General features: G+C 42.1%; 20 protein-coding genes. 8 read left to right on the top strand and 12 right to left on the bottom strand.

The window, feature by feature from the left end:
• Positions 1-171 precede the first annotated feature (171 nt).
• The 5 genes from LLW17_RS17205 to LLW17_RS17185 all read right to left on the bottom strand — a co-directional run bounded on the left by LLW17_RS17205 (position 172) and on the right by LLW17_RS17185 (position 4,812).
• Entirely contained in the window at positions 172-579 is a 408-nt protein-coding gene (locus LLW17_RS17205) for a hypothetical protein (protein ID WP_228231528.1), read from the bottom strand.
• Between the two features lie 156 nt (positions 580-735).
• Positions 736-1,476: a DUF3307 domain-containing protein gene (locus LLW17_RS17200; RefSeq protein ID WP_228231527.1), complete on the bottom strand. Its 741-nt coding sequence runs from the start codon at positions 1,474-1,476 to the stop codon at positions 736-738.
• Positions 1,477-2,070, bottom strand: a complete 594-nt coding sequence (locus LLW17_RS17195; protein WP_228231526.1) for a SatD family protein — start codon at positions 2,068-2,070, stop codon at positions 1,477-1,479.
• A gap of 388 nt (positions 2,071-2,458) precedes the next feature.
• The gene (gene ggt / locus LLW17_RS17190; RefSeq protein ID WP_228231525.1) at positions 2,459-4,195 is read right to left on the bottom strand and encodes a gamma-glutamyltransferase; all 1,737 of its coding nucleotides are present in this window, start codon (positions 4,193-4,195) and stop codon (positions 2,459-2,461) included.
• The gene (locus tag LLW17_RS17185; protein WP_228231524.1) at positions 4,192-4,812 is read right to left on the bottom strand and encodes an acyl carrier protein phosphodiesterase; all 621 of its coding nucleotides are present in this window, start codon (positions 4,810-4,812) and stop codon (positions 4,192-4,194) included. Before LLW17_RS17185 ends, ggt begins: the two co-directional genes overlap by 4 nt.
• Before the next feature lie 112 nt (positions 4,813-4,924).
• On the opposite strand from LLW17_RS17185, the gene glmM reads away from it, so the two are divergent.
• A complete protein-coding gene (gene glmM / locus LLW17_RS17180; protein ID WP_228231523.1) occupies positions 4,925-6,313 on the top strand; it encodes a phosphoglucosamine mutase in 1,389 nt (462 codons plus the stop codon).
• Between the two features lie 1,108 nt (positions 6,314-7,421).
• Here glmM and LLW17_RS17175 read toward each other — a convergent pair.
• Positions 7,422-8,291: a lysophospholipid acyltransferase family protein gene (locus LLW17_RS17175; protein ID WP_228231522.1), complete on the bottom strand. Its 870-nt coding sequence runs from the start codon at positions 8,289-8,291 to the stop codon at positions 7,422-7,424.
• 133 nt (positions 8,292-8,424) lie between these two features.
• Here LLW17_RS17175 and LLW17_RS17170 point away from each other — a divergent pair, with 133 nt between their 5' ends.
• Both LLW17_RS17170 and LLW17_RS17165 read left to right on the top strand, forming a co-directional pair.
• Positions 8,425-9,075, top strand: a complete 651-nt coding sequence (locus LLW17_RS17170) for a rhomboid family intramembrane serine protease (protein ID WP_228231521.1) — start codon at positions 8,425-8,427, stop codon at positions 9,073-9,075.
• A gap of 104 nt (positions 9,076-9,179) precedes the next feature.
• A complete protein-coding gene (locus tag LLW17_RS17165; protein WP_228231520.1) occupies positions 9,180-9,866 on the top strand; it encodes an SIMPL domain-containing protein in 687 nt (228 codons plus the stop codon).
• A gap of 42 nt (positions 9,867-9,908) precedes the next feature.
• Here the strand turns inward: LLW17_RS17165 and LLW17_RS17160 are convergent, their stop codons facing one another.
• On the bottom strand, positions 9,909-11,027 hold the full coding sequence (locus tag LLW17_RS17160; protein WP_228231519.1) for a GNAT family N-acetyltransferase: 1,119 nt from the start codon (positions 11,025-11,027) through the stop codon (positions 9,909-9,911).
• 35 nt (positions 11,028-11,062) lie between these two features.
• The gene (locus LLW17_RS17155; RefSeq protein WP_228231518.1) at positions 11,063-11,953 is read right to left on the bottom strand and encodes a transporter; all 891 of its coding nucleotides are present in this window, start codon (positions 11,951-11,953) and stop codon (positions 11,063-11,065) included.
• Between the two features lie 233 nt (positions 11,954-12,186).
• On the opposite strand from LLW17_RS17155, the gene LLW17_RS17150 reads away from it, so the two are divergent.
• Genes LLW17_RS17150 through LLW17_RS17135 form a run of 4 tightly spaced genes read left to right on the top strand, consistent with a single transcriptional unit; the run spans position 12,187 to position 17,699 of the window.
• On the top strand, positions 12,187-12,447 hold the full coding sequence (locus LLW17_RS17150; protein ID WP_228231517.1) for a DUF4834 family protein: 261 nt from the start codon (positions 12,187-12,189) through the stop codon (positions 12,445-12,447).
• Between the two features lie 29 nt (positions 12,448-12,476).
• A complete protein-coding gene (locus tag LLW17_RS17145) occupies positions 12,477-14,915 on the top strand; it encodes a YfhO family protein (RefSeq protein ID WP_228231516.1) in 2,439 nt (812 codons plus the stop codon).
• Between the two features lie 28 nt (positions 14,916-14,943).
• Entirely contained in the window at positions 14,944-16,227 is a 1,284-nt protein-coding gene (locus LLW17_RS17140; RefSeq protein ID WP_228231515.1) for a glycosyltransferase family protein, read from the top strand.
• Positions 16,228-16,229: 2 nt separating this feature from the next.
• A complete protein-coding gene (locus tag LLW17_RS17135; RefSeq protein ID WP_228231514.1) occupies positions 16,230-17,699 on the top strand; it encodes an oligosaccharide flippase family protein in 1,470 nt (489 codons plus the stop codon).
• 68 nt (positions 17,700-17,767) lie between these two features.
• Here LLW17_RS17135 and LLW17_RS17130 read toward each other — a convergent pair whose 3' ends face one another.
• Positions 17,768-19,090: a hypothetical protein gene (locus tag LLW17_RS17130; RefSeq protein ID WP_228231513.1), complete on the bottom strand. Its 1,323-nt coding sequence runs from the start codon at positions 19,088-19,090 to the stop codon at positions 17,768-17,770.
• Between the two features lie 171 nt (positions 19,091-19,261).
• Here LLW17_RS17130 and LLW17_RS17125 point away from each other — a divergent pair, with 171 nt between their 5' ends.
• Entirely contained in the window at positions 19,262-19,600 is a 339-nt protein-coding gene (locus tag LLW17_RS17125; protein ID WP_228231529.1) for a DUF4870 domain-containing protein, read from the top strand.
• Positions 19,601-19,667: 67 nt separating this feature from the next.
• Here LLW17_RS17125 and LLW17_RS17120 read toward each other — a convergent pair whose 3' ends face one another.
• Genes LLW17_RS17120 through LLW17_RS17110 form a run of 3 tightly spaced genes read right to left on the bottom strand, consistent with a single transcriptional unit; the run spans position 19,668 to position 22,426 of the window.
• Complete coding sequence (locus LLW17_RS17120; RefSeq protein ID WP_228231512.1) at positions 19,668-20,906, bottom strand: ammonium transporter; 1,239 nt, start codon at positions 20,904-20,906, stop codon at positions 19,668-19,670.
• 29 nt (positions 20,907-20,935) lie between these two features.
• A complete protein-coding gene (locus tag LLW17_RS17115; RefSeq protein WP_228231511.1) occupies positions 20,936-21,274 on the bottom strand; it encodes a P-II family nitrogen regulator in 339 nt (112 codons plus the stop codon).
• 18 nt (positions 21,275-21,292) lie between these two features.
• On the bottom strand, positions 21,293-22,426 hold the full coding sequence (locus LLW17_RS17110) for a porin (protein ID WP_228231510.1): 1,134 nt from the start codon (positions 22,424-22,426) through the stop codon (positions 21,293-21,295).
• Positions 22,427-22,468: the final 42 nt, after the last annotated feature.

Here is a 22,468-nt window from a genome sequence, read left to right as displayed (position 1 = left end):
TTCTTGCCCGACATGAACTGGTCAAGCACCTTCTTTTCAAATTCTGTCTGTTCCTCTTTTCTCATGGTTCTGTCTGAATAAAATTAATGTTTAAATCTATTTCAGACAGAGTTTAATTTACACCCTCATTTTTAGGCTTGTGCAGCAGTTATCGGTATTGTAGTACGTTTCTTATTCAAGATCCCTATCTGTTAATATCAGTTTATATTCCACTTCATGCGTTGCAAAGAGCCCACTTTTCAGTACTTTAAATTCCCAATTTTTTCGGTCGTCAATATTCTTTATCAAAGTACCATATTCACTTGTTATAACAATTGTGTCAAGCCCCTCCAAGAATGCATTCCCTTTATCACGAGCAGTTCCAATTTCGTAATATTCAATAATTTGGGATTGCGTGTTTGGATTTAAAATTACAGTATGAATAGAGTCTTTTTCATTATAATTTCTGTAACCAAAATTTAATATGGATTCAACTTTTAGTCTTGATTCCGTATTATTTTGTATTACGAATTTGTTTCCAACCGCTGGGTCGCAAGAATAAAATATTATTAAAATTAAAAGTTGATAAGTATATTTCATTTTGTTTTCTTGAATGTGCTATAACTATATAAAACAACGAGTTGTGACCTCTCTTTTTTATCCCTTCACAATCCTTTCGTAAACAAACGATAGAAGCCTGCTTTCCCGTAAATATACCTGTTCAGTTTATAAATTTTTTCCGGAATTCCAGATTTTCTATAAATACGGGAGCAGGTAATTAAAAAGCAGTCCGGCACCTATGGCCAGGCCAAAGCTGAGGAGGGTTCCTATCAATACATATTCGGTAAGCTGGCGGTTTTTTCCTTCGGTAAGATCCCCAAAACGAAAAACCGACTTGGCCGTGATCAAAAAGCCAATGGCAGACCAGGCGTTGAGGAGGATAAAAGCGAAAACAAACAGGCGCTCAAGCATCCCGATGATTTTTCCGGCACCGGCCAGAGAGGTGTTTTTGACTTTGAGTTTCTCTTTTTTAGAAGGTTCGATGGCTTCCTGCCAGGGTTGTAAAATAAGGCGCATTAAAATCCCGGCGACATAGGTTACAAAAAACAATAGGGTGAGCACCAGTAAAACTAGAGGCTGGTACAGCGCATCAAAGTCTATCGTATAAGGCGTGTAGTAATACAGCACCAGATTAAGCACCAGCAGATGCGCGATCTGATCTGCAATGAACAATGGGGTACTGTTCTTTTTGGTCGTGTATATGATCTTAAGCAGGTCTATAGCGTAGTGGGTTATACCTATAAAGGCGATGCCTAAAAAATAGCGGCTGTCAAACTGCAAAAGCACCAGCAAAGCCAGCAGATGTACGCCGATGTGCGCCAACAGATACGGCGAGCGAAATCCCTTTTTGCGCTTGTCTTTTACCCAACGGGTGGGCTGCAGTACAAAGTCTCCCAGAATGTGAGCGAGCAGCAATTTTAGAGCGAGTGCGAGCATTTAGTGATTGTTTAAGGTTTGGCTGTAGTACTGAAGCATTTTGGTGAGTTCGTCATACCCCGCGCGGTGCAGGGTAGCGCTAATGGTGCTTTGCGATTTGCCCAGCATCTCGCTCAGTTCGGTTTGATTGAGCTGCGGGTGCAGCAGCTTTTGGTGAAACACCTGCGCGCTCACCGGCGTCCAGTTGTCCATCGTCAGGCAGGCCAACTCGAGAATGAGGTTGAATTGCGTGTCAAAATCAGCATTGTCGCTTTGCAGGGCGAGGGTTTGTTTTTTAAGTCGGTCAAAACAGGTGCCGCTGTTTACAAAAGCGCTTCCGTTAGCTTCTGTGATTTTAGCCGCGTCGTGAGTCTTCTCTCCCAGACCTATGGCGATGCGCACATCTACACCATCCAGACTTTTAACAGCACTTTTGATTAGTAAGGCGGAATACAAGGCTTCTGTAGGTTTTACCTCAAGCTGAAAGCTGTCGCCCCGGTAAATCTCCCAGTCTTTAGGTTCGTCACCCAGGCGGTTAAGCACGGCTTTCAATACCGGAAGCCAGTTTTGCTGCGTTCGCGAATTGATGATATCTGCGGTTAATATAGCGGTCATAAATGTTCGGTATCGTATTTAGAGACGATAATGGTAAATATCGTATTATAATGCGATAATTGCAATTTTTTCTAGTTCTCAGTTTTCAGTCTCAGTGGGCAGTTTTCAGTTCTCAGTCTCAGTCTCAGTGGGCAGTTTTCAGTTTACAATCACAGTTCACAATTTTCGGTTTTCTGTTTTTTTAAATAACTGAATAACTCAATGATCAATTCAGAATTAGGAATGCAGAATTATTTAAAACAAGAAATAAGAAACTACTCAATAATCAATTCAGAATGCAGAATTTTTTAAAACAATCCATTAACGCTTAACCATTAACAAATAACACAATGACATTATCGCATCTAAAGGCAATAAATTAAATTATCGTGTTCAGAAGCGATAAAAATCAATAACCTACAGCAGTATCATCTCCGCGACGGTCTGCGCCGCCCTCCAAAGTGCCGTCAGGTAATACGAGTACACCGTCTACCTTTCCTAGAATAACGCTGTTTTCCTGACGAATTTGGTATCCTTTCGCCGCCAGGCTATCTAAAAGCGGTTTACCAAAGGCATCGGGTTCAAAGGTAACCACGTCGGGCAACCACTGATGATGGAATCGGGGTGCATCTACCGCTTCCTGCATACCCATTTCAAAATCGGCTACATTCAGAATCGTTTGCAACACCGAAGTTATTATAGTTGAACCGCCCGGGGTACCCACCGTCATCCAAAGTTTACCGTCTTTTTCTACAATGGTAGGCGTCATCGAGCTCAGCATGCGTTTTTGAGGTTCGATTTTATTTGCCGCCGCGCCAATAAGGCCAAACATATTAGGAACTCCGGGTTTTACGCTAAAATCATCCATCTCGTTGTTCAGGAAAAAGCCGAGTTCGTCTGCATACAGCTTAGAACCGTAGGCGCCGTTGAGGGTAGTGGTAAGGGCAACCGCATTACCATATTGATCAACAATCGAGAAATGGGTGGTTTCCATAGACTCATAGCCGGGGATTACGCCATGCTCAACCTCAGAAGAAGGCGTTGCCTGCTCAAAGCTGAAATTCTCCATACGTTCTGTTGCATATTCGGTGCTGATGAGCGTTTCGATAGGAATATCGTTAAAGTCAGGATCGCCCAGAAAAAAGCTGCGGTCGGCATAAGCGCGACGTTCGGCTTCGGTAATCACCTGAATGCTTTTGAGCGAATTGTGGCCATAGGTACTCAGTTGGTAGGGTTCAATCATTTTAAAAATCTGTGCCAGACAAACGCCGCCGCTTGAAGGTGGCGGCATCCCGATGATCTTCAGGTTTTTATAGCTGGAAACGATGGGTTCCCGCCAGACCGCTTCGTAATTTTTGAGATCTTCGAGCGTGATGAGTCCGCCATGCTTTTGCATAAAGTTGACCAACTTCTGAGCGGTCTCTCCTTCGTAGAATTCGCTTTTTCCGTTTTGCGCAATGCGTCTCAGCGTAGCGGCCAGTACGGGGTTTTTAATGGTGTCACCCGCTTTGATTTTAAGGCTGTCGCTTTCGCGAAAACCTACCGAATAGAGGGTTTCCATCCCGTTAATACTGTCAAAAACCGCAGCATAATTGCGATAGCGGTTCCATTGATTTTCGGTTATTACATAGCCTTTTTCGGCCAGAGCAATAACGGGTTCAAGGATCTCGGCCATCGGCATAGAACCCAGCTTTTCGTGAATGGCAAACATCCCGGCAATGGTTCCCGGAACGCCCACAGCCAGCGCTCCTTCACGGCTCAAAGAGGCGATGGCATCGCCGTTTTCATCCAGATACATATCGTGCGTGGCAGCCATAGGGGCTTTTTCGCGGTAGTCGATGCTGCCAATCTCGCCGTCGGCTTTGCGGTACACCATAAAACCACCGCCGCCTAGGCTTCCGGCAAAGGGATAGGCAACATTAAGCGCCATATCTACGCCTATGAGCGCATCAAAAGCATTACCGCCTTTTTTCAGGATTTCGGCGCCTATACGCGAAGCTTCTTCACGGGCCGAAACCACCATAATGCTGTCTGCAAGTTCTCCGCGTTGAATGCTGCGTGGCTGTTTTTGTTCCGTTTTGCAGGAATTTAAAACCAGAATAAAAGTCAGTATAAATCCTAAAGGTTTCAGTAGTTTAAAATTCATAGTTCGGTAGTATTGGTATCGGGAAATTCAGTATTTAGTTCTTCTAAGCGTTCCGCAGAAAAGGCGCGGAGTTCTTCAAAAAAGCAGGTGAATTCGTGTTCAAAATCGGTATAATGTTCCTGTAAATCTTCAACGGCACGATCCATGCCGCTTCGGTTGCGGGTACGGCGGTTCATATTGTGCAAAACCGTGGCGATACCGCTTATTTTGGCATAACTCAGCAACCAGTTGTCTGCGATCATATGCGGAATCATATGCTGTATCGGGTTGGTCAACACATCGTAATGCCGGTCAAGACTGTCGTAGAAATCGCTTACAAATTGCTCTAAAGGAACTTTTGAATATTGCTGCCAGTTTTTGGCTAAAAAATGATCGTAGAGAATATCTACAATCACCCCGCTGTAGTGGCTGTACTTAGCGTGCAGGCGGCGGGTGCTTTGGCGCACCGTGGGATGGGCGTCTGTGAAAGTATCTATACTGCGGTGCAGCAAAATGCCCTTTTTAAGCCGTGGACTAAACTTTTTATACTGCTTGCCTTTTATGCCGTCTGCCATAAAATTGCCCAGCGTGACCAGTTCGTCATCACCCGAAAGATAAATGTGTGCCAAAAAATTCATCGGTTTAAAATACAAATAATCGGTTTAGGAACGCCTGGTGTTTGGCTATATTTGCGAATAGCCGGTTTTTTTGAAAACCAATAAGTATAGCACTAAAAATAACAATAGATAAATGACCCTAATCAAATCGATATCCGGAATACGCGGAACCATAGGCGGTAATCCCGGTGATAACCTGACCCCAATTGATGCTGTAAAATTTGCTTCGGCTTACGGAAGTTTTATCAAACAGCAGCGAACTAAAGACGAATACCGCGTCGTGGTAGGTCGTGATGCCCGCCTTAGCGGCGAAATGCTACAGCAACTCGTAATGCAAACCCTGGTGGGAATGGGAATTCACGTGATTGATCTGGATTTATCGACCACGCCTACGGTAGAGCTTGCAGTAAAACTGGAGCACGCTGATGGCGGAATAATTCTTACCGCATCGCACAATCCCAAGCAATGGAATGCCCTGAAATTGCTGGATAAAAACGGGGAATTCCTCAATGCCGAAGCCGGAGCGAAAATCCTCGAACTCGCAGAATCAGCAGAACTGAATTTTGCAGCCGTGGATGATTTGGGCGAAATACATAAAAACGACGCCTATATCGATATTCACATCGACGAGGTTTTAGATCTTGAACTCGTGGATGAAGACGCGATCAAAGCGGCCGGATTTAAGATTGTGGTAGACGGTGTAAATTCAACCGGAGGGATCGCGATCCCGATGTTGCTCAACCGTCTGGGGGTGCATACCGTAAAATTGTATTGCGAGCCTAACGGAAGGTTTCCTCACAATCCCGAACCTTTGAAAGAGCATTTGGGCGATATCTGCGCTTTGGTAAAAGAAGAAAACGCCGATTTGGGAATCGTGGTTGACCCTGACGTAGACCGGCTGGCATTTATTGACGAGACCGGTGAAATGTTTGGAGAAGAATACACACTTGTAGCCTGTGCCGATTATGTTTTGGGTGAAAACCCCGGTGCAACCGTTTCTAATTTGAGTTCGTCGCGGGCTCTGCGTGATGTCACTTTAAAGCACGGCGGCACGTATCACGCGGCTGCTGTGGGTGAGGTGAATGTGGTTGCCAAAATGAAAGAAGTGGGTGCCGTAATCGGTGGTGAGGGCAACGGTGGTATCATTTACCCCGAGTCGCATTACGGTCGGGATGCTCTGGTTGGTGTAGCCCTGTTTTTGACGCATCTCGCAAAGCGAAAACTAAAAGTAAGCGAGTTACGCGCGAGCTATCCCGCATATTTTATGAGTAAAAAGAAAATTGAACTTACGCCCGGTTTGGATGTAGACGGAATTTTAAAAGCAGTTGCCGAAAATCACAAAACCGAAGAAATTAATACTATTGACGGCGTTAAAATCGATTTTGAAAAGCACTGGGTACACCTTAGAAAATCAAACACCGAACCCATCATTCGTATTTACACCGAAGCTATGTCACAAACCGAAGCAGATAAAATCGCCGATGATATGATCGCTGAAATTAAGCAGATAGCGGGGATTTAGTTGACAGCTTTCAGTTGCAGTAGGCAGTTTTTTGAAATATGAAATTAGAAATACGAAATACAAAATCGGGAATTTGCAATTGGTTTTTCATTTCGACCTTTGGGAGAAATCACATCAGTCATTAACGAGAGATTGTTTATTAAATAATAGAAAACTAAGTAGGATGTGACCTCTCCTATCGTCGAGGTGACATTTGCGGTCATTACGTTTTTTTAAAATTCAAAACTTTGAATTTTCAACCTTAAATATTGAATTCTTCTAGCGGCGGCTGAGTGGATTTTGCGAAGCCTGGCGGAGCAAAATTTGTATCGAAGCCAAAGCCTTTTTAAATACGAAATTAGAAATACGAAAAAACATCCCTCTAAATCTCCCTTCAAAGGGAGACTTTTGATTTTGGTATGATTTTGAATTGGTTTGTCATTTCGACCTTAAGGGAGAAATCACATCAGCCATTAACGAGAGATTGTTTATTAAATAATAGAAAACTAAGTAGGATGCGACCTCTCCTATCGTCGAGGTGACATTTGCGGTCATTACGTTTTTTTAAAATCCAAAACTTTGAATTTTCAACCTTAAATCTTGAATTCTTCTAGCGGCGGCTGAGTGGATTTTGCGAAGCCTTGCGGAGCAAAATTTGTATCGAAGCCAGAGCGTTTTTAAATACGAAAAAACATCCCTCTAAATCTCCCTTCGAAGGGAGACTTTTGATTTTGGTATTATTTACAATTGGTTTGTCATTTCGACCTTTAGGGAGAAATCGCATCAGCCATTAACGAGAGATTGTTTATTAAATAATAGAAAACTAAGTAGGATGAGACCTCTCCTGTCGTCGAGGTGACATTTGCGTTCAATTCGATCTTTTGAAAAATAAAATCCAAAATCTTGAATTTCAAACCTTGAATCTTGAATTTTTCAGCGGCGGCTGAGTGGATTTTGCGAAGCCTGGCGGAGCAAAATTTGTATCGAAGCCAGAGTGTTTTTTAAATTAGAAATTAGAAATACGAAATCGGGAATTTGCAATTGGTTTGTCCTTTCGACCTTAAGGGAGAAATCGCATCAGTATCTCCAAATCAAAAATTTTGAATCTCCAACCTTGAATTTTGAATTCTTAAAGCTTGTGCTTAAACCGCTTGTGCGTCCAAAGGTAGTATTGCGGTGCATGGCGGATTTGTGTTTCCAGGTTTTTGATAAAAATATCAGTAATATGATAATCGGGTAGGGACGTGGGGTCTTCGGTGATGACTTTAAAGCTGGCTTTGTAATAACCACGCTTTACTTTGTCTACAGCTAGATACAACACAGGCATATTTTCAGATTTGGCTAAACGTTCAACACCCGTAAAAAAGGGTACATTCTGCCCCAGAAAATCGGTGCAATATTGGTTTTTACGGGATTTTGGGGACTGGTCTGCAATAAACGCATAGGTAGCCATCTCGCCTTTACGTTGCTTTTTGCGAATGATAAAAGTAGCCTCCTTGTTATTGATGAGTTCGGAGTTCCATTTTTGACGGATCTCCCGTATGAGATTGTCAAATCGCTTGTTCTTGATGCGTTTATAAATACCGTAACCGGTGTAATCAAAGTAGAACTGCAGGGCCGTAAGCCATTCATAACTGGCATAATGTCCCATCATAATAAGCGAACTGCGCTTTTCGGCTTCCAGCTTGTAGATGATGTCGAGATCTTCAATAACAAAGCGTTTCTTTAATTCTTCCGCAGAAATGGAGATTGACTTGATCATCTCCAGAAACATATCACACATATGCTTGTAAAATTCTTTTTCAATCTGTTTTAATTCGGCTTCCGATTTTTCAGGAAAAGCTGTTTTGAGATTGAAACTTACTGTTTTTCGGCGATAGCCCACTATATAATACACCAACGCAAATACTCCGTCTGAGACCAGATAAAACAGCCTCCAGGGGAGCTTAGAGATGCACCATAAGAGCGGATAAACCAACCAAAACACAAGTCCTTGCATCAGCAGATCATTTTAAAGAGAAAGACAGCAGAAACGTATTTGGAAGTTCTATAAACCCACAGGAAATCGCTGCTGTTCTGCTCACTTTTAGTGCGCAAATATAGGTATATTTGAAGCTTAAACTCGAGCATTTATGGGGGATTTAAACCTGGTAACCTTAATCGTGATTGGTATTAATGTACTTATCTCAATGAAAGGCTTTAACGATTATTCATTTTTCGAAAAATACAAATTCAATACCGGCGCAGTGCGTCGCGGGGAGCAGATACGCATTCTTTCTTCCGGATTTTTGCACGTAAGTACGGCGCATTTGTTTTTCAATATGCTAACCCTGTATTTTTTTGCGCCTCTTGTGGTGAATTTACTGGGCAATTGGGAATTTGCGATAATCTACCTTGGCAGCCTGATCTTGGGTAATTTACTATCCTATTATTTCCATAAAGATGAATACCATTATTCGGCAGTAGGAGCGAGTGGGGCGGTCTCAGGGATCTTATATTCGGCGATTTTACTGCAGCCCGATATGAGTCTGTATATGTTCTTTATTCCCATCCCGATACCGGCCTATATATTTGGTATTGGCTATTTGCTGTATTCCATTTACGGAATGCGCGCCAATAATGACAATATTGGCCACGACGCCCATTTTGGCGGCGCAGTAGGCGGATATGTTATTACTTTGTTAATGGCGCCCATACTGCTACAGATTAACACGTTGATGGTGGGATTGTTAGCGATTCCCATCATTGTTTTATTTGTGTTAAACAAGACCGGAAAGATTTAGTGGCATAGCTCTTGCTTTTACCTTTGATGTCAAACAACCGGCAATTTTAAAATTCTAACAAGGAATTTGGAATTGCTTAAAACTAAAAACAAAAATTTAAAAGCATGAAAACGATTCTAATTTTAGCATTAACAGCTATGACCACCGCAGTAAGCGCTCAGCAAATTCAACCTACCGTTAGTGTTACGGGTGAGGGCAAAGTAATTGCCGTACCTGATGAAGTAACCATTCGCATGGGAGTTCAAAACGAAGGTAAAGACCCTAAAGCGGTTAAGACGGAAAACGATGCGGCCGTTGATAAAGTGCTCGATTACCTATTAAAAATGGGTATCCCTCAAAATCAGGTTCAGACAGAATATGTCAATCTGAATAAAAATTACGATTACAATACCAAAACCTATAGCTACAATGCAAGTCAGACTATTTCGGTAGAACTGAAAGACTTATCTAAATACGATAAATTAATGTCCGGCCTGGTAAGTTCAGGGATCAACTCCATTAATGGGGTGAGTTTTTCGTCCTCAAAAATGGAAGAATACGAAGCTGAAGCCCGTAAAAAAGCGGTTTTAGATGCTAAGGAAAAGGCTGAAGCTTATGCGGCAGTTTTAGGACAAAATATTGGTAAAGCCTTACTAATCGCAGAACAGGGAACCAGCAGTCCACAACCACAGCCTATGTTTAAAATGGCTGTTGCTGAATCTATGGATATGGATGGTGGTCGCAATACCATCGCTCCGGGTGAGATTACTGTAACCTCTTCAATCCAGGTAAGTTTTGAACTTTTAGACTAAATAAATTGCATTTGGCCTAAGCCAAAAAATATCCCGAGGGACCTATAAATCACGTTTATAGGTCCTTCTTCGTTTATGCAGTTTGTGGTCGTATTTTTTCCAAAGCTGTTGAATGGCTTTGTTTTCTTCCAGTTCGGGATTGGTTTCTACCTGCGTGATTCCGTTGGCTGAAAACAAATCCTGCATCGCCTGAAAAATTGCGGCAGTAACTCCTTTACCCTGATATTCGGGATCTATGCCAATAAGGTAAAAAGCCGCAGTATCGTTTTTTTTGCGGGCTTTTAAAAGATGAATAAATCCAAAAGGCCACAGGCTGCCGTTTGCCTTTTTAAGGGCTTTGCTAAAGGAAGGCATTGTAATAGCAAAAGCGATCAGTTTTCCTGCGGCATCTTCAATACATTTAATGTAATGCGGATTGATGTATTTAATGTACTTATCCTTGTAATGGTCAATCTGGTATTGCTGAATAGGAACAAAGGTGCTGAGCTCATTATAGGTTTTATTAAGCAGCCCAAACATATCATCTACATAAGGTAAAATCTCTTTGCTGTTGTTGAAATGTATGAGTTTCAGCTTGTAGCGCTCTACGATTATACGCGCAAATTTCTCTACTTTCTCAGGAGACTTTTCGGGAATCTGAATTTCATATTCTACCCATTCTGAAGCTTTCTCAAAGTTGAGTTTTTCAAAATGGTCCTTATAATACGGGTAATTGTACCAGGTAATCATCGTATTGAGGTAGTCAAAACCTTCAATGAGCATCCCGGCTTTTTCCATATTGCTAAAACCTACAGGACCTTCGATCCACTTGAGGTTATTTGCACGACCTATTTCTTCAATCTTAGCAATCAGCGCTTTGGTTACCTCAAGATCGTCAATGGCATCATACCAGCCAAAACGCATTTTGGGTTTTCCCTGCTCGTTAATTTCAATATGATTGATGATAGCCGCAATGCGCCCTACCGGTTTTCCATTCTTTAAAGCCAGAAAAAATCGGGCTTCCGCATTCTTAAATACGGGATTTTTATCGGGGTCCATACTTTCCAGCTCATCGTTGATTAACGGCGGAACCCAGTTGCTTTCCTTTTTATAAATAGAAAACGGGAATTTGACGAATTCTCGCAATTCCTTTTTCGTTTTCATTTCTTTAATTGTAATCATCTTGTATACTCTAGGGTGTAAAAGTATGGGTAATTTTAGTTTTTGGGAAGCAGTTCATCATTTCGATGAAAATCCAGGCGATACGACAGGCCCAGACCCAATTGCCTGCGTCGCGGGGTTTCCTTAAAGTTTATAAGGGCATTTACATCAACCTGTAAATCTTTAGTGATTAGATAAGCACCGCCAAAACGAAACAGGTCATCAGCATAAATGTCACTTATAATAACCTGTACTTCAGCAAAAGCTGCGATTTTAGGGTTAAATGAATGCGTCATAGTGGTGATCCAGGCTTTGGTGGGGTAGTCCGTTAAAAACTGATCGTAGATGAAGTTATTCACCCATACCCAACGGCCCCAGTTGTGCTGGGTAATTGCCATAACTTTAGGTGAAAAACCGGCCTGACTTTCGGGCAAAAAGGGGTTGTTGTTTCGATAAACGTAATTGGCTCCAGAGAAAATTGATACTGCCGGAATAAGCGTACGCCATTTAAAAGCGCGATTGGCGTGGTAGCTGTATACGTTTATTTTTTCGGTGTAGTTTTTATAGGGGTCGTAAAGCAGGTATTTAACGCCCGCATTGATAATGGGAAAACCGCTGTGGCTATACGGTTCTGCATTTCCGGCAGTGGGCGTGATGTTTTCATACAAAAAGCTGCCCGAAAAATTAAATTCAAGCTGCTCGCGTATGGCCCCGTAACGCAGTTGAAATTCGGTTCCCCAGTTTTCTGTTTCGGTAAAAAGCAGGTTGTGGGCTTCCCGGCCTAAAGTTGCACCCACTTCAGCCTGAAAGACTCCTGTTCCCACAGCAAATGCGCCTTGTGACTGGCCGGGACGGTTGGAGTTAAGGGTTTCGGTATACTGCGCCTGCGCCGTTAAGGCCGCAAAAAACAACAGCACACCCGTCACATAACTATATTTCACCTTCATTAGAGAGGTATATTTAAGAATTTGACAAAAATAGGTGCTAATCTCACAAACATACTGTAAAAATTACAGATAGCCTAAAGCCTGTAGTCTCTGTTTGCCATCCATTTTTAGTCTTTTTTTAAGCCTAAACAAAAGCCTAATAGTTACTTTTACACCTCATGTAATGAAACTTAAGGCCTGATTAGGCAATAACTTCCGCACAACTTTGGTTAGCTATTTTAAAATTCCTAAGGATGAAATTTTTACAAACCATTCTCATCATACTGCTTATCTTTTTTGCTCTTCGCATTATAATGCGCCTTGCAGCGCCCTATATAATGCGGTACATAGCTAAAAAAGCCGGAGAGCGTTTTCAAAAAATGGCAGGAGGTTTTCAGGGACGTCAAAATCCGCCTCAGCGTGAAGGAGAAACCGTGATCGATAAGGTGCCCAGACAAGACACCCACACAAATAAAAACGTGGGGGAATATATCGATTACGAAGAAATTGACTAATTTCCACCCTTTAGTTTTAGCACTTCAATATGACTTTTTCGTTTAAAAAAATACTACCACACCTCGCTGTGGTTTTGGTTTTTATAGTTACTGCACTTTTGTATTTCAGTCCGGTTCTTTCCGGGAAGAAAATGTATCAGAGCGATATACAGCAATACCGCGGTATGGCTAAAGAATTGATGGATCACCGGGAGCAAAACGGGGAGGAGTTGTACTGGACCGATGCTGCTTTCGGGGGAATGCCCACCTATCAACTGGGAGCTAAATATCCACACAACTGGATTAAAAGTCTCGATCTGGGAATACGCTTTCTACCCCGACCTGCAGATTATCTCTTTCTCTATTTTATAGGTTTCTATATTCTATTACTCGTTTTAAAACTCGACTGGCGTTATGCCGGCCTCGGTGCGTTAGCTTTTGGGTTTAGCAGTTATCTCATCATTATTTTGGGGGTGGGGCATAATGCCAAGGCGCACGCCATTGCCTATATGCCGCTGGTTTTAAGCGGAATTCTACTCACCTTCCGAAAAAAATACATCTGGGGGTTTTTGCTCACCGCAGTGGCTATGGCGCTCGAGATTGTGGCAAACCACGTGCAGATGACCTATTATCTGATGCTGCTCGTCATTGTATTAGGTATCGCATATTTTATAGATGCTATTCGTAAAAAAGAACTGCCCCACTTTTTTAAAAGTGTGGGCATTTTGGTTTTAGCCGTAGGCCTGGCAATAGGATCTAATGCTGCGAGTCTGATGGCTACTTCTGAGTATAGCAGTTTTAGTACCCGCGGAACCAGTGAACTCACAATTAATCCCGACGGGACTCCAAAAGAAGCCGTGGCGGGTCTCGATAAAGCCTACATCAACCAATACAGCTACGGCATATCTGAAACCCTAAACCTTTTTATTGCCGGTTTGTATGGGGGTTCAAATTCTGAGCCTTACGATAAAGACAGCGCCTTTACCGAATTTTTAATGCGCCAGGGAGTGCCTCCCGCTCAGGTAGAATCTATTTTTGGGCAGTTTGGTCTGTATTACTGGGGTAGTCAGCCCGGGGTTTCAGGACCAGCCTATCTGGGTGCTGTTGTGGTTTTCCTATTCGTTTTAGGTTTATTTCTGGTTCGTGGCCGTATCAAATGGTGGCTTACGGGGGGCACGGTATTGGCTTTATTGTTGAGCTATGGCGGAAATCTGGCCTGGTTCACCGATTTGTGGATTGATTATTTCCCGCTTTACAACAAATTCAGGGCGGTAACTTCGATTCAGGTGATTGCCGAATTGTGCGTGCCTGTTTTGGCTATTTTCGGACTTTATAAAGTTCTGCAAAAGACCGAACCTCTTGACCGGAAGCTGAATGCTTTAAAATGGACTACCGGGATTACTGGCGGACTCGCACTCATCATTCTGCTTTTTAATGACAAACTCTTCTCTTTCGCCGGTGGAAATGACGCCTATTACATTCAGAATTTTGGAATGGAATTCATTACCGCGGTTAAAGAAGACCGAAAGGCTTTACTGGTAAGTGATACCATTAAGACATTGGTTTTGGTCTTGATTGCCGCCGGTTTGATTTGGTTTTATCTGAAGGATAAACTGAAGGAAACTCAGGCGATTATTGCCATTGCGGTATTGATTGTTTTCGATCTGGTAAACGTAGATCGTCGTTATGTAAACACGGAAAACTTTATGAGTGCCCGTCTGGTGGAGCAGCCGTTTCAGGCTACACCGGCAGATCAGGAGATTTTAAAAGATACTACGCGCTATCGCGTGTATGAGCAAAGTGTAGGACTCAATGGGGCGCGTACCAGTTATTTTCACAATTCGATTGGCGGCTATCACGGGGCTAAACCTGCTCGTTTACAGGATTTGATCGAATTTTATTTGTACGAGGGTAATCTGGTTCCGCTTAATTTATTGAATACCAAATACATCATTACGCAAAACGAAGAAGGACAGGAGCAGGTGCAGATCAATCCACAGGCTGCCGGTAATGCCTGGTTTGTGCAAAATGTAAAGGTTGTACCTGATGCAGATGCCGAAATATTGGCTTTAGACAGCATTAATGTACGTCAGACTGCAGTGATACAGCAGGAATTTGCCGGTTTATTAGAGCGCAATGTTTTTCCACAAGATTCTACTGAATCTATAAAATTGGTAGAACATCGCGGCGATTATTTGAAGTATCAATCACAGGCTTCGGGCGATAAGCTGGCTGTATTTAGTGAGGTATATTACCCTAACGGCTGGCAAGCCTATCTGGATGGAAAGCCTACCGTGCATTTTAAAGTAGATTACATCCTGCGCGGTATGAAAGTACCGGAAGGCAAGCACGTGATTGAGTTTAAGTTTGAACCCCAGGTAGTCAGGACCGGTAGTACCATAAGTCTGGCCAGCAATGTTATTTTGGTAGTCTTACTGTTAGGAGCCCTGGCTTTCAGCATTAAAAGGTCCCGGGAGACCGAAGCATAAAGGCGAATTAAACGACACACGCATTGCATTGAAAAAGGCGCTGATCATCTGTTATTATTGGCCTCCCGCAGGTGGACCGGGGGTGCAGCGCTGGCTAAAATTTGTAAAATACCTGCGGGATTTTGAGATCGAGCCTGTAGTTTACGTGCCTCAAAATCCGCATTATCCAATACAGGATGAAAGCCTGCTGGCGGAAATACCGGAAGGAATCGAAGTCATTAAGCAGCCTATTTTTGAACCCTATGCTTTAGCTTCGGCATTTTCTAAGAAAAGCACAGAGCAATTGAGTTCCGGGATTATCAGGGCTGAAGAAAAACAGTCTGCACTTCAGAAGCTGATGCTTTTTGTACGGGGTAACCTGTTTATCCCGGATGCGCGTAAGTTTTGGATTAAGCCTTCGGTACGTTTTCTGGAGCAGTATCTTAAAAATAATCCGGTTGATTGCCTTATAACTACCGGACCTCCGCACAGTTTACATCTTGTAGGCCTTCGGCTGAAGTCAAAAACCGGTTTGCCCTGGCTGGCCGATTTTAGGGATCCCTGGACGCAGATCGGCTATCAGAAAAAACTGAAGCTTACCCGTGCTTCTCAAAAGAAACACAGCGAGCTTGAATCAAAAGTACTTACCGGTGCAGATCATCTTTTGGTCACCAGTTATGCCACCCAAAAATTATTTGAAGCCCAAACTTCAAAACCGGTGAGCTGCATTACAAACGGATTTGATGAGGAGCAAATGCCTCAAGTCCATCTCGATAAATCATTCAGCCTTTCGCATATAGGATCGCTGCTTGAAGAACGAAATCCAAAGGTTTTGTGGGAAGTCCTGCGGGAACTTAAAACAGCATTACCGGAATTTGGAACCGATTTGAGAATCAATCTGGCCGGGAAAATCAGTGCTTCGGTTGTAGAATCGGTTAAGGCGGAAGGCTTAGAAGAAAACCTGAAGTTACACGGCTATATTTCTCATCAGGAGGCTTTGCAGATGCAACGCCGCAGCCAGATTTTGGTCTTGATCGAAATAGATTCCGCAGAGACCCAATTGATTATTCCCGGGAAATTATTTGAGTATCTTGCGGCCCGAAGACCAGTTTTGGCCATTGGGCCGTCGGAATCAGACGTTAGAAAGCTACTGAAGGACACCGGTGCCGGATCGTATTTTGAATATGCTCAAAAGGCACAACTTAAGCAGACTTTAATGGCGTGGTATAGGGCATACAAAGAAGAGGGTTTAGCAAATCCTGATGCAGATTTAAAAGCATTTACACGCAAGCAATTAACGGCAGAACTTGCAGCTATTTTACACCGTTTATAAGTATGGGAATTGTTGCGTCACAATCGGTTAAGAACCTCATTACAACTTATCTGGGTTTTGGTATTGGAGCGATCAATACGCTGGTGCTGTACGTAAAATATTTTGAAGATGAGTATTACGGTCTTGTTGGGTTTTTATTGAGTACTGCCACACTGGTAATGCCATTTGCTTCGGTAGGTGTTCAAAACACCCTCATCAAATTTTACTCTAAATATTCGGGAAGACAGCAGGATGTTTTTTTGAGTTTTATGCTGATTTTGCCCTTGCTGGTGATTCTTCCTCTACTATTTGCCTTTAGTTTATTCTACGATACGATAAGTGATTTTTTAGCTTCAGAAAATGAGATCGTTCGGCCCTATGTATATTTAATAGCAATCATTGCAATCGCAATGGCTTATTTTGAGATTGGTTATGCCTGGGCCAAAACCCAGTTGCAAAGTGTTTTTGGAACCGTGATGAACGAAGTATTTCACCGCTTTGGGGTGATGGTCCTATTAATTCTTTTTGCTGTTGATTTATTGACCATTCCGCAGTTTTTATATGGGGTTACACTGGTTTATCTATTACGAATGATTATCATGCTCAGCTATGCCTTTCATTTAAGAATGCCCCGATTTAAGATTGCTATTCCTGAAGAGTTTACTGTAATTCTCAAGTATGCTGTACTCATTATTCTTGCAGGATCTGTAGCGGTGATGATTCTGGACATCGATATGTTTATGTTGAATATTCTGATTCCAATAGAAAATGTAGCCTATTACGCGGTTGCGATTTACATCGCTGCGGTGATTGCTGTCCCTGCGCGGGCGATGCATCAAATTCTTTATCCACTTACAGCGACCTATTTAAATGACCGGCGGTTCTTAGAACTTAAAGATCTATACAAGAAAAGTTCACTCACTCTTTTTGTGATTTCAGGTCTTATATTTTTATTAATCATCTGCAATATCAAAAGTCTGTATTTAGTTCTGGATTCTTCTTACAGTAAGGGATTGTATGTGGTTTTGCTCATTTCTCTTGCAAAACTGGCCGATAATATACTGGGTAACAACAATGCGATTCTTTACAATTCAGATTACTATAGGCTGGTGTTGGTTTTGGGGATAATTCTGGTTGTTATAGCAGTAATTCTTAATTTGATTTTCATACCCACTTTAGGCGTTAATGGAGCTGCGATTGCGACCTTTATAGCTTCGGTAGGATATGTGATTGCAAAGATTGTTGTGGTGTATTCCAAATTCAAGATGCAGCCTTTTACCCGGGAGTCATTAGGAGTAGGGGTTTTACTTTTGGTTTTGGGCTGTGGTTTTTACTTTTGGGATTTTTCGATCAATCCCATTCTCTCGATTGCTTTAAAATCAGCTCTTTTAGCGCTTATTTATGGCGCCGCGATTTACCTGTTTAAAATGTCTCCGGAAGTAACGGGCTGGGTTGATCGGGTAGTATTCAAAAGAAAATCCCGCTCTGAATAAATCAGAAACGGGACCTTCCAAACTAACCAACCAAAAAATCAATCTTAATCCAACTTGTGGATCTTATTTTATCCTCTGCCTTTTTCGGAGTTTCCTCCAGATCGGCCTGCATCAGAACTGCGGGTTCTGCCAGAGTTTGAGCTTCGTGCAGCGTTGCTGCTGCGTGAGCTTTGTGAACGTTGTTGTACACTGCGCTGCGGTGTGGTGTTTCTTTGACTCACCTGACGCTGCGGAGCTGCACTCCTGGTTTGTACATTTTGGTTTGAACTGCTGCGCTGAGCAACTGAACGTTGCGGTGCAGTGTTTCGTACCTGTGTGTTGCGGTTAGGAGCAGAGCTTCTAGTCTGTATTTCACGATTAGCACTACGACTTTGAGTCATCTGGCGCTGTGGTGTTGCGTTACGCTGTCTGGCATCTGTATTTTGAGACCTGCTTTGCACGTTACGGGCATTATTCTCATAGCTTCGGGCCTGGCTGCTTCGGCTTACAACATTACGGTCAGATGATCGCGAGTTAATAATTGCATTGTCTGAACGACCAGAGCTTGATCTCGAATTAATAACATTTCGATCATTTGAAGATCTTCCGTTTGAAACGCTTCTTACATTTCGATCATTAGAACTTCTGCTGTATGCTGAATTTCTAGATGAAGAAGATCTGCTGTAATCGCGGTCTGCACTTACGCGCTGACGTGCATCATAATAACTACCTCTTCGCGCATTGTTGTGCGCCACACGACCACTGGGACGTTTAAAATCATGGTATGCATTGCGGTATCCGTTGCGATAGCCTAATTCATAATGACTACGGTGGTAAGCATAATCATAACGTACGGGTGAATAGTATCTTCTGTACGGTCTGTTATAAACCAAACATCTGTCGAAATAAGGTCTGTAAAAGAAATTATGATAGGGATGGTACACATAATTTCTATTATAGATGTTGATAAAACCGGTCACGTGAGAGAATCGCGGACCATTATAAAAAACATGTAACCCACCAACATTAACGATTCGGTTGTTATTATAGTTTATATAAACACTACCGGCCTGAATTATACGTCCCCAGTTATCATAATAAACAGGAACATTTTCTACCTGAATTACGGCTCCAAAATCATCATACTGCACAAAGGGGTCGTAGTTGTATCCTGAGTTATAACTTATATTGACAGGGCCGGCGTTTACATTGACGTTTACATAATTTTGAGCGACCTGTGGTAATACAAAATCAAACTCACCGTCGGGGTATACCGAAAATTCTACACCACCCTCAACAAAGATATAGCGGCTGCCGTCGTAATAGTTTCTATATACGCCATCCAGAGTCTCCGCTTTCATCGGAGCAAGGCCTGTAAGCAGACCAACGAATAAAAAGATAAGATTTTTCATAATTAAAGGATTTAGATTGTTTGTACTCTTTTTAACTTTTTGGATGGTACACTTAGTATATTACAAGGAGCGTGCCATAAATTTTAAATCGGCCTTTACCCGTTTGTAACAATTGATCAAAAAAAGCTACCAATAAGCGTAATCAATCAAAAAAATCAACCAATTATGATGATGAGAGAAGACCGAAATTTAATTGTTATAACTCACCTAAGTCAACTTTTAGACTTAATAACGGGTTTTGGTGGGCTAATAGTGCCTTTAGTTATTTGGTTAACCCAAAAAGACAAAGTTTTAGGAATGGACGAGTCGGGAAAACAAATCCTGAATTTTCAAATCAGTTTATTTCTATACTCTATAATATGTATTCCTGCGATTTTATTATGTGGTCTGGGAGTGTTCGGAATAATAGTAATCGCTATTATCGCACTGGTACTTCCTATCATAAATGCGATTAAAGCGGCTAATGGAGAACCTACTTATTATCCGGGAACCATTCAGTTTTTAAAATAGCTATTGCCAGAAATGAAAAAACCGCGCCAGAAGCGCGGTTTTAACAATATATAATTAAATCGACAAATTAGTGCTCGTTTAGACCAAAGTCCGGGTATGCACTCATACCATGCTCGTGCTCATCAAGACCTTCAAGTTCTTCTTTTTCAGAAACACGAAGACCTATTGTTGCTTTAAGGGTAAACAAGATAATAAAGGCAGTTACACAGCAAAAAGCGCCTACGATACCAACACCGGTTAACTGCGTAAGGAATTGCTCCATACCAGCCATTGCACCAAAAATACCTACGGCAAGTGTACCCCAAATACCACAGATTAAGTGTACTGCAACAGCACCTACAGGATCATCCAGTTTAAGTTTATCAACCAAAGCAACACCAAAAACGATGATTGCACCAGCGATAACACCAATAAGAACGGCATCATTAGGTGACATTTGATCTGCACCTGCAGTAATACCTACAAGTCCACCCAAAATTCCGTTTAAGAACATAGTAAGATCGTAGTTTTTATACATAAGTGTAGAAACGATAAACGCACTAACACCACCTGCAGCTGCAGCTAAAGATGTTGTAACCAGGGTTAAAGAAGTCAATTCAGGATCAGCTGAAAGTACAGAACCTCCGTTAAAGCCAAACCAGCCTAACCAAAGGATAAGTACACCAGCAGCAGCAAACGGGATGTTGTGACCCGGGATTGCTTTGGGCTTTCCGTTTTCATCAAATTTACCAATACGAGCTCCAAGAAGGTAGATCGCGATAAGTGCGGCCCATCCGCCTACAGAGTGAACCAGGGTAGAACCTGCAAAGTCATAGAAGCCCATAGCATCTAAGAACCCGCCACCCCATTTCCAGGAACCTACGATTGGATAAACCAGACCTACATAGATCACGGTAAAAATCATAAAGCTTCCCAGTTTAATACGCTCGGCAACTGCTCCAGATACAATAGTAGCTGCTGTAGCGGCAAACATTCCCTGGAAAAGGAAATCGGTCCACCAGGTATAACCACCGTCTGCATATTCGGGAGTCATTCCGTTTTCAGGAGGAGCGATACCAAAACCTGCAAAGCTGAAAATACCTGAAGAATCTTCGGCAAAGCCAGGGTACATAAGGTTAAACCCACCTATATAGTAAACCAAAAGGCCTACACAAATGATAAAAACGTTTTTAAATAAAATATTGATTGTGTTTTTCTCACGGGTAAGTCCGATCTCAAGAAAGGAGAAACCCAGGTGCATAAAAAACACCAGCCCGGTACAGATCATCATCCATACGTTGTTTGCTGTAAATAATCCTGCTTCCATATATTATAAAATTTTGATTAGGTTAATTTTTAGTTTAAAGTGTCTCCACCTTTCTTTCCGGTTCTGATTCGGTAAGCTTCCTCTACGTGAGAGACAAAGATTTTACCATCACCCACTTCACCGGTAGCTCCTGCTTCAAGTATTGCGCTTATGGTCGCCTGCTCAAAGTCGTCGTTAACTACTATAGAAAGATATCTGCGCTGAATGTCGCTGGTGCTGTAAGAAACCCCGCGGTAAACGTGACCGTGTTTTTCGTTTCCTAAACCGGTAACATCCCAGTAAGAAAAGAAGTTTACTCCTTTTTCGTGCAAAGCTTTTTTAACAGCTGAGAACTTAGATTTTCTAATAATTGCTTCAATTTTTTTCATTGTAAATGTGATTTTAGATTAAAATGAATATACGGCCGCAAGAAGGAATGATCCCAGACTTCCTGAGTATGATGGTGTCCCATCAAAATCATCCAGGAATACATCCTCGCTAGCAGAATCTAATCTAAATTCGGGAATAAATGTTAAAGGACCAACTTTTGCGTTACCTGATAATGTCACAGCAAATACATTTGCATCGCCATTAGCATCTGTACCTCCAATAGCTCCAAAGTCTCCAAATTCGCTGAAATATTCAGGACGTAATCCTATAGAAAATGAATCGCTAAGTGCAGCCTGAGCGTAAAGCGCTACGCCGTAGAATCCTGTTTCTTCAGCGAAATCTCCTGCAGCTGTGGTATTATAAGTGGCATTAAGTCCTAAGTAAAATGAATCAGAAACGTCATATCCGGTAGTTAAATCAACCTGGAATGTAGATCCGTATCCATCTGATCCACCTTCATCGGTATAGTTACCACCCTGATCTCCGTAAAGTACATTTAGGAAGGTGCTACCAGAATCTGTAGAATAGCCTAACTGACCTCCAAAGGTATAGCTGCCAAATGGGTTGAAATCTGTAAAGTCTGTAGAGTTCATAACGGCAAGCATTGCACTCCAGCTCTCATCAATTGTAAAGTCTGCTTTAAGACCACTGTGAGAGAACGGTCCGTAAGAGAACATATACGATGTAGAGTAGTTGAAATTTGAAGCAGGAGAGATAACCTCGTATCCTAAAAAGGTATTCCAGTTACCAAAGGTGAATTTTACCTTTTCGCTTGCATTCCAATACACATATAATTGGTTAACAATACTTGAACTTGCAGTGGTTGAACCAAAAACAGCATCTGTACCACGTGGACCGTAAACAAGATCGGCTACAGCACCTACGCTTCCTTTTTCATAAGAAAGAACCAGGTTAGCCATACCTAATGCAAAGCCGGGTTGGTTGGCAAATGAAGATCCGGGTGCTGGATATGTGTCAAGTTCTCCATCTCCATCAACATCAATAAATTTATTGGGAGCAGTAATGTTTTGTCTAAAATAGGCATCAACAGATCCCGATAAAGTAAAACCATCAGTCCATGAAGTTTCTTCTTCTTGAGCAAAAGCAGTTAAGCTTAAACATAGCATAAAGGGTACTAGTAATTTTCTCATTTTAAAATTGATTAATTGGTGAGTTGCTAAACTAGACATTAT

The organism is Leeuwenhoekiella parthenopeia (genome assembly GCF_020782115.1).
Taxonomy (GTDB): Bacteria; Bacteroidota; Bacteroidia; order Flavobacteriales; family Flavobacteriaceae; genus Leeuwenhoekiella; species Leeuwenhoekiella parthenopeia.
This window is presented reverse-complemented; position numbering and strand designations above follow the sequence as displayed.

Coding starts and splice junctions, on each gene's coding strand:
- LLW17_RS17205 (WP_228231528.1), bottom strand. CDS start 579: ATGAAATATACTTATCAACTTTTAATTTTAATAATATTTTATTCTTGC.
- LLW17_RS17200 (WP_228231527.1), bottom strand. CDS start 1,476: ATGCTCGCACTCGCTCTAAAATTGCTGCTCGCTCACATTCTGGGAGAC.
- LLW17_RS17195 (WP_228231526.1), bottom strand. CDS start 2,070: ATGACCGCTATATTAACCGCAGATATCATCAATTCGCGAACGCAGCAA.
- ggt (WP_228231525.1), bottom strand. CDS start 4,195: ATGAATTTTAAACTACTGAAACCTTTAGGATTTATACTGACTTTTATT.
- LLW17_RS17185 (WP_228231524.1), bottom strand. CDS start 4,812: ATGAATTTTTTGGCACACATTTATCTTTCGGGTGATGACGAACTGGTC.
- glmM (WP_228231523.1), top strand. CDS start 4,925: ATGACCCTAATCAAATCGATATCCGGAATACGCGGAACCATAGGCGGT.
- LLW17_RS17175 (WP_228231522.1), bottom strand. CDS start 8,291: ATGCAAGGACTTGTGTTTTGGTTGGTTTATCCGCTCTTATGGTGCATC.
- LLW17_RS17170 (WP_228231521.1), top strand. CDS start 8,425: ATGGGGGATTTAAACCTGGTAACCTTAATCGTGATTGGTATTAATGTA.
- LLW17_RS17165 (WP_228231520.1), top strand. CDS start 9,180: ATGAAAACGATTCTAATTTTAGCATTAACAGCTATGACCACCGCAGTA.
- LLW17_RS17160 (WP_228231519.1), bottom strand. CDS start 11,027: ATGATTACAATTAAAGAAATGAAAACGAAAAAGGAATTGCGAGAATTC.
- LLW17_RS17155 (WP_228231518.1), bottom strand. CDS start 11,953: ATGAAGGTGAAATATAGTTATGTGACGGGTGTGCTGTTGTTTTTTGCG.
- LLW17_RS17150 (WP_228231517.1), top strand. CDS start 12,187: ATGAAATTTTTACAAACCATTCTCATCATACTGCTTATCTTTTTTGCT.
- LLW17_RS17145 (WP_228231516.1), top strand. CDS start 12,477: ATGACTTTTTCGTTTAAAAAAATACTACCACACCTCGCTGTGGTTTTG.
- LLW17_RS17135 (WP_228231514.1), top strand. CDS start 16,230: ATGGGAATTGTTGCGTCACAATCGGTTAAGAACCTCATTACAACTTAT.
- LLW17_RS17130 (WP_228231513.1), bottom strand. CDS start 19,090: ATGAAAAATCTTATCTTTTTATTCGTTGGTCTGCTTACAGGCCTTGCT.
- LLW17_RS17125 (WP_228231529.1), top strand. CDS start 19,262: ATGAGAGAAGACCGAAATTTAATTGTTATAACTCACCTAAGTCAACTT.
- LLW17_RS17120 (WP_228231512.1), bottom strand. CDS start 20,906: ATGGAAGCAGGATTATTTACAGCAAACAACGTATGGATGATGATCTGT.
- LLW17_RS17115 (WP_228231511.1), bottom strand. CDS start 21,274: ATGAAAAAAATTGAAGCAATTATTAGAAAATCTAAGTTCTCAGCTGTT.
- LLW17_RS17110 (WP_228231510.1), bottom strand. CDS start 22,426: ATGAGAAAATTACTAGTACCCTTTATGCTATGTTTAAGCTTAACTGCT.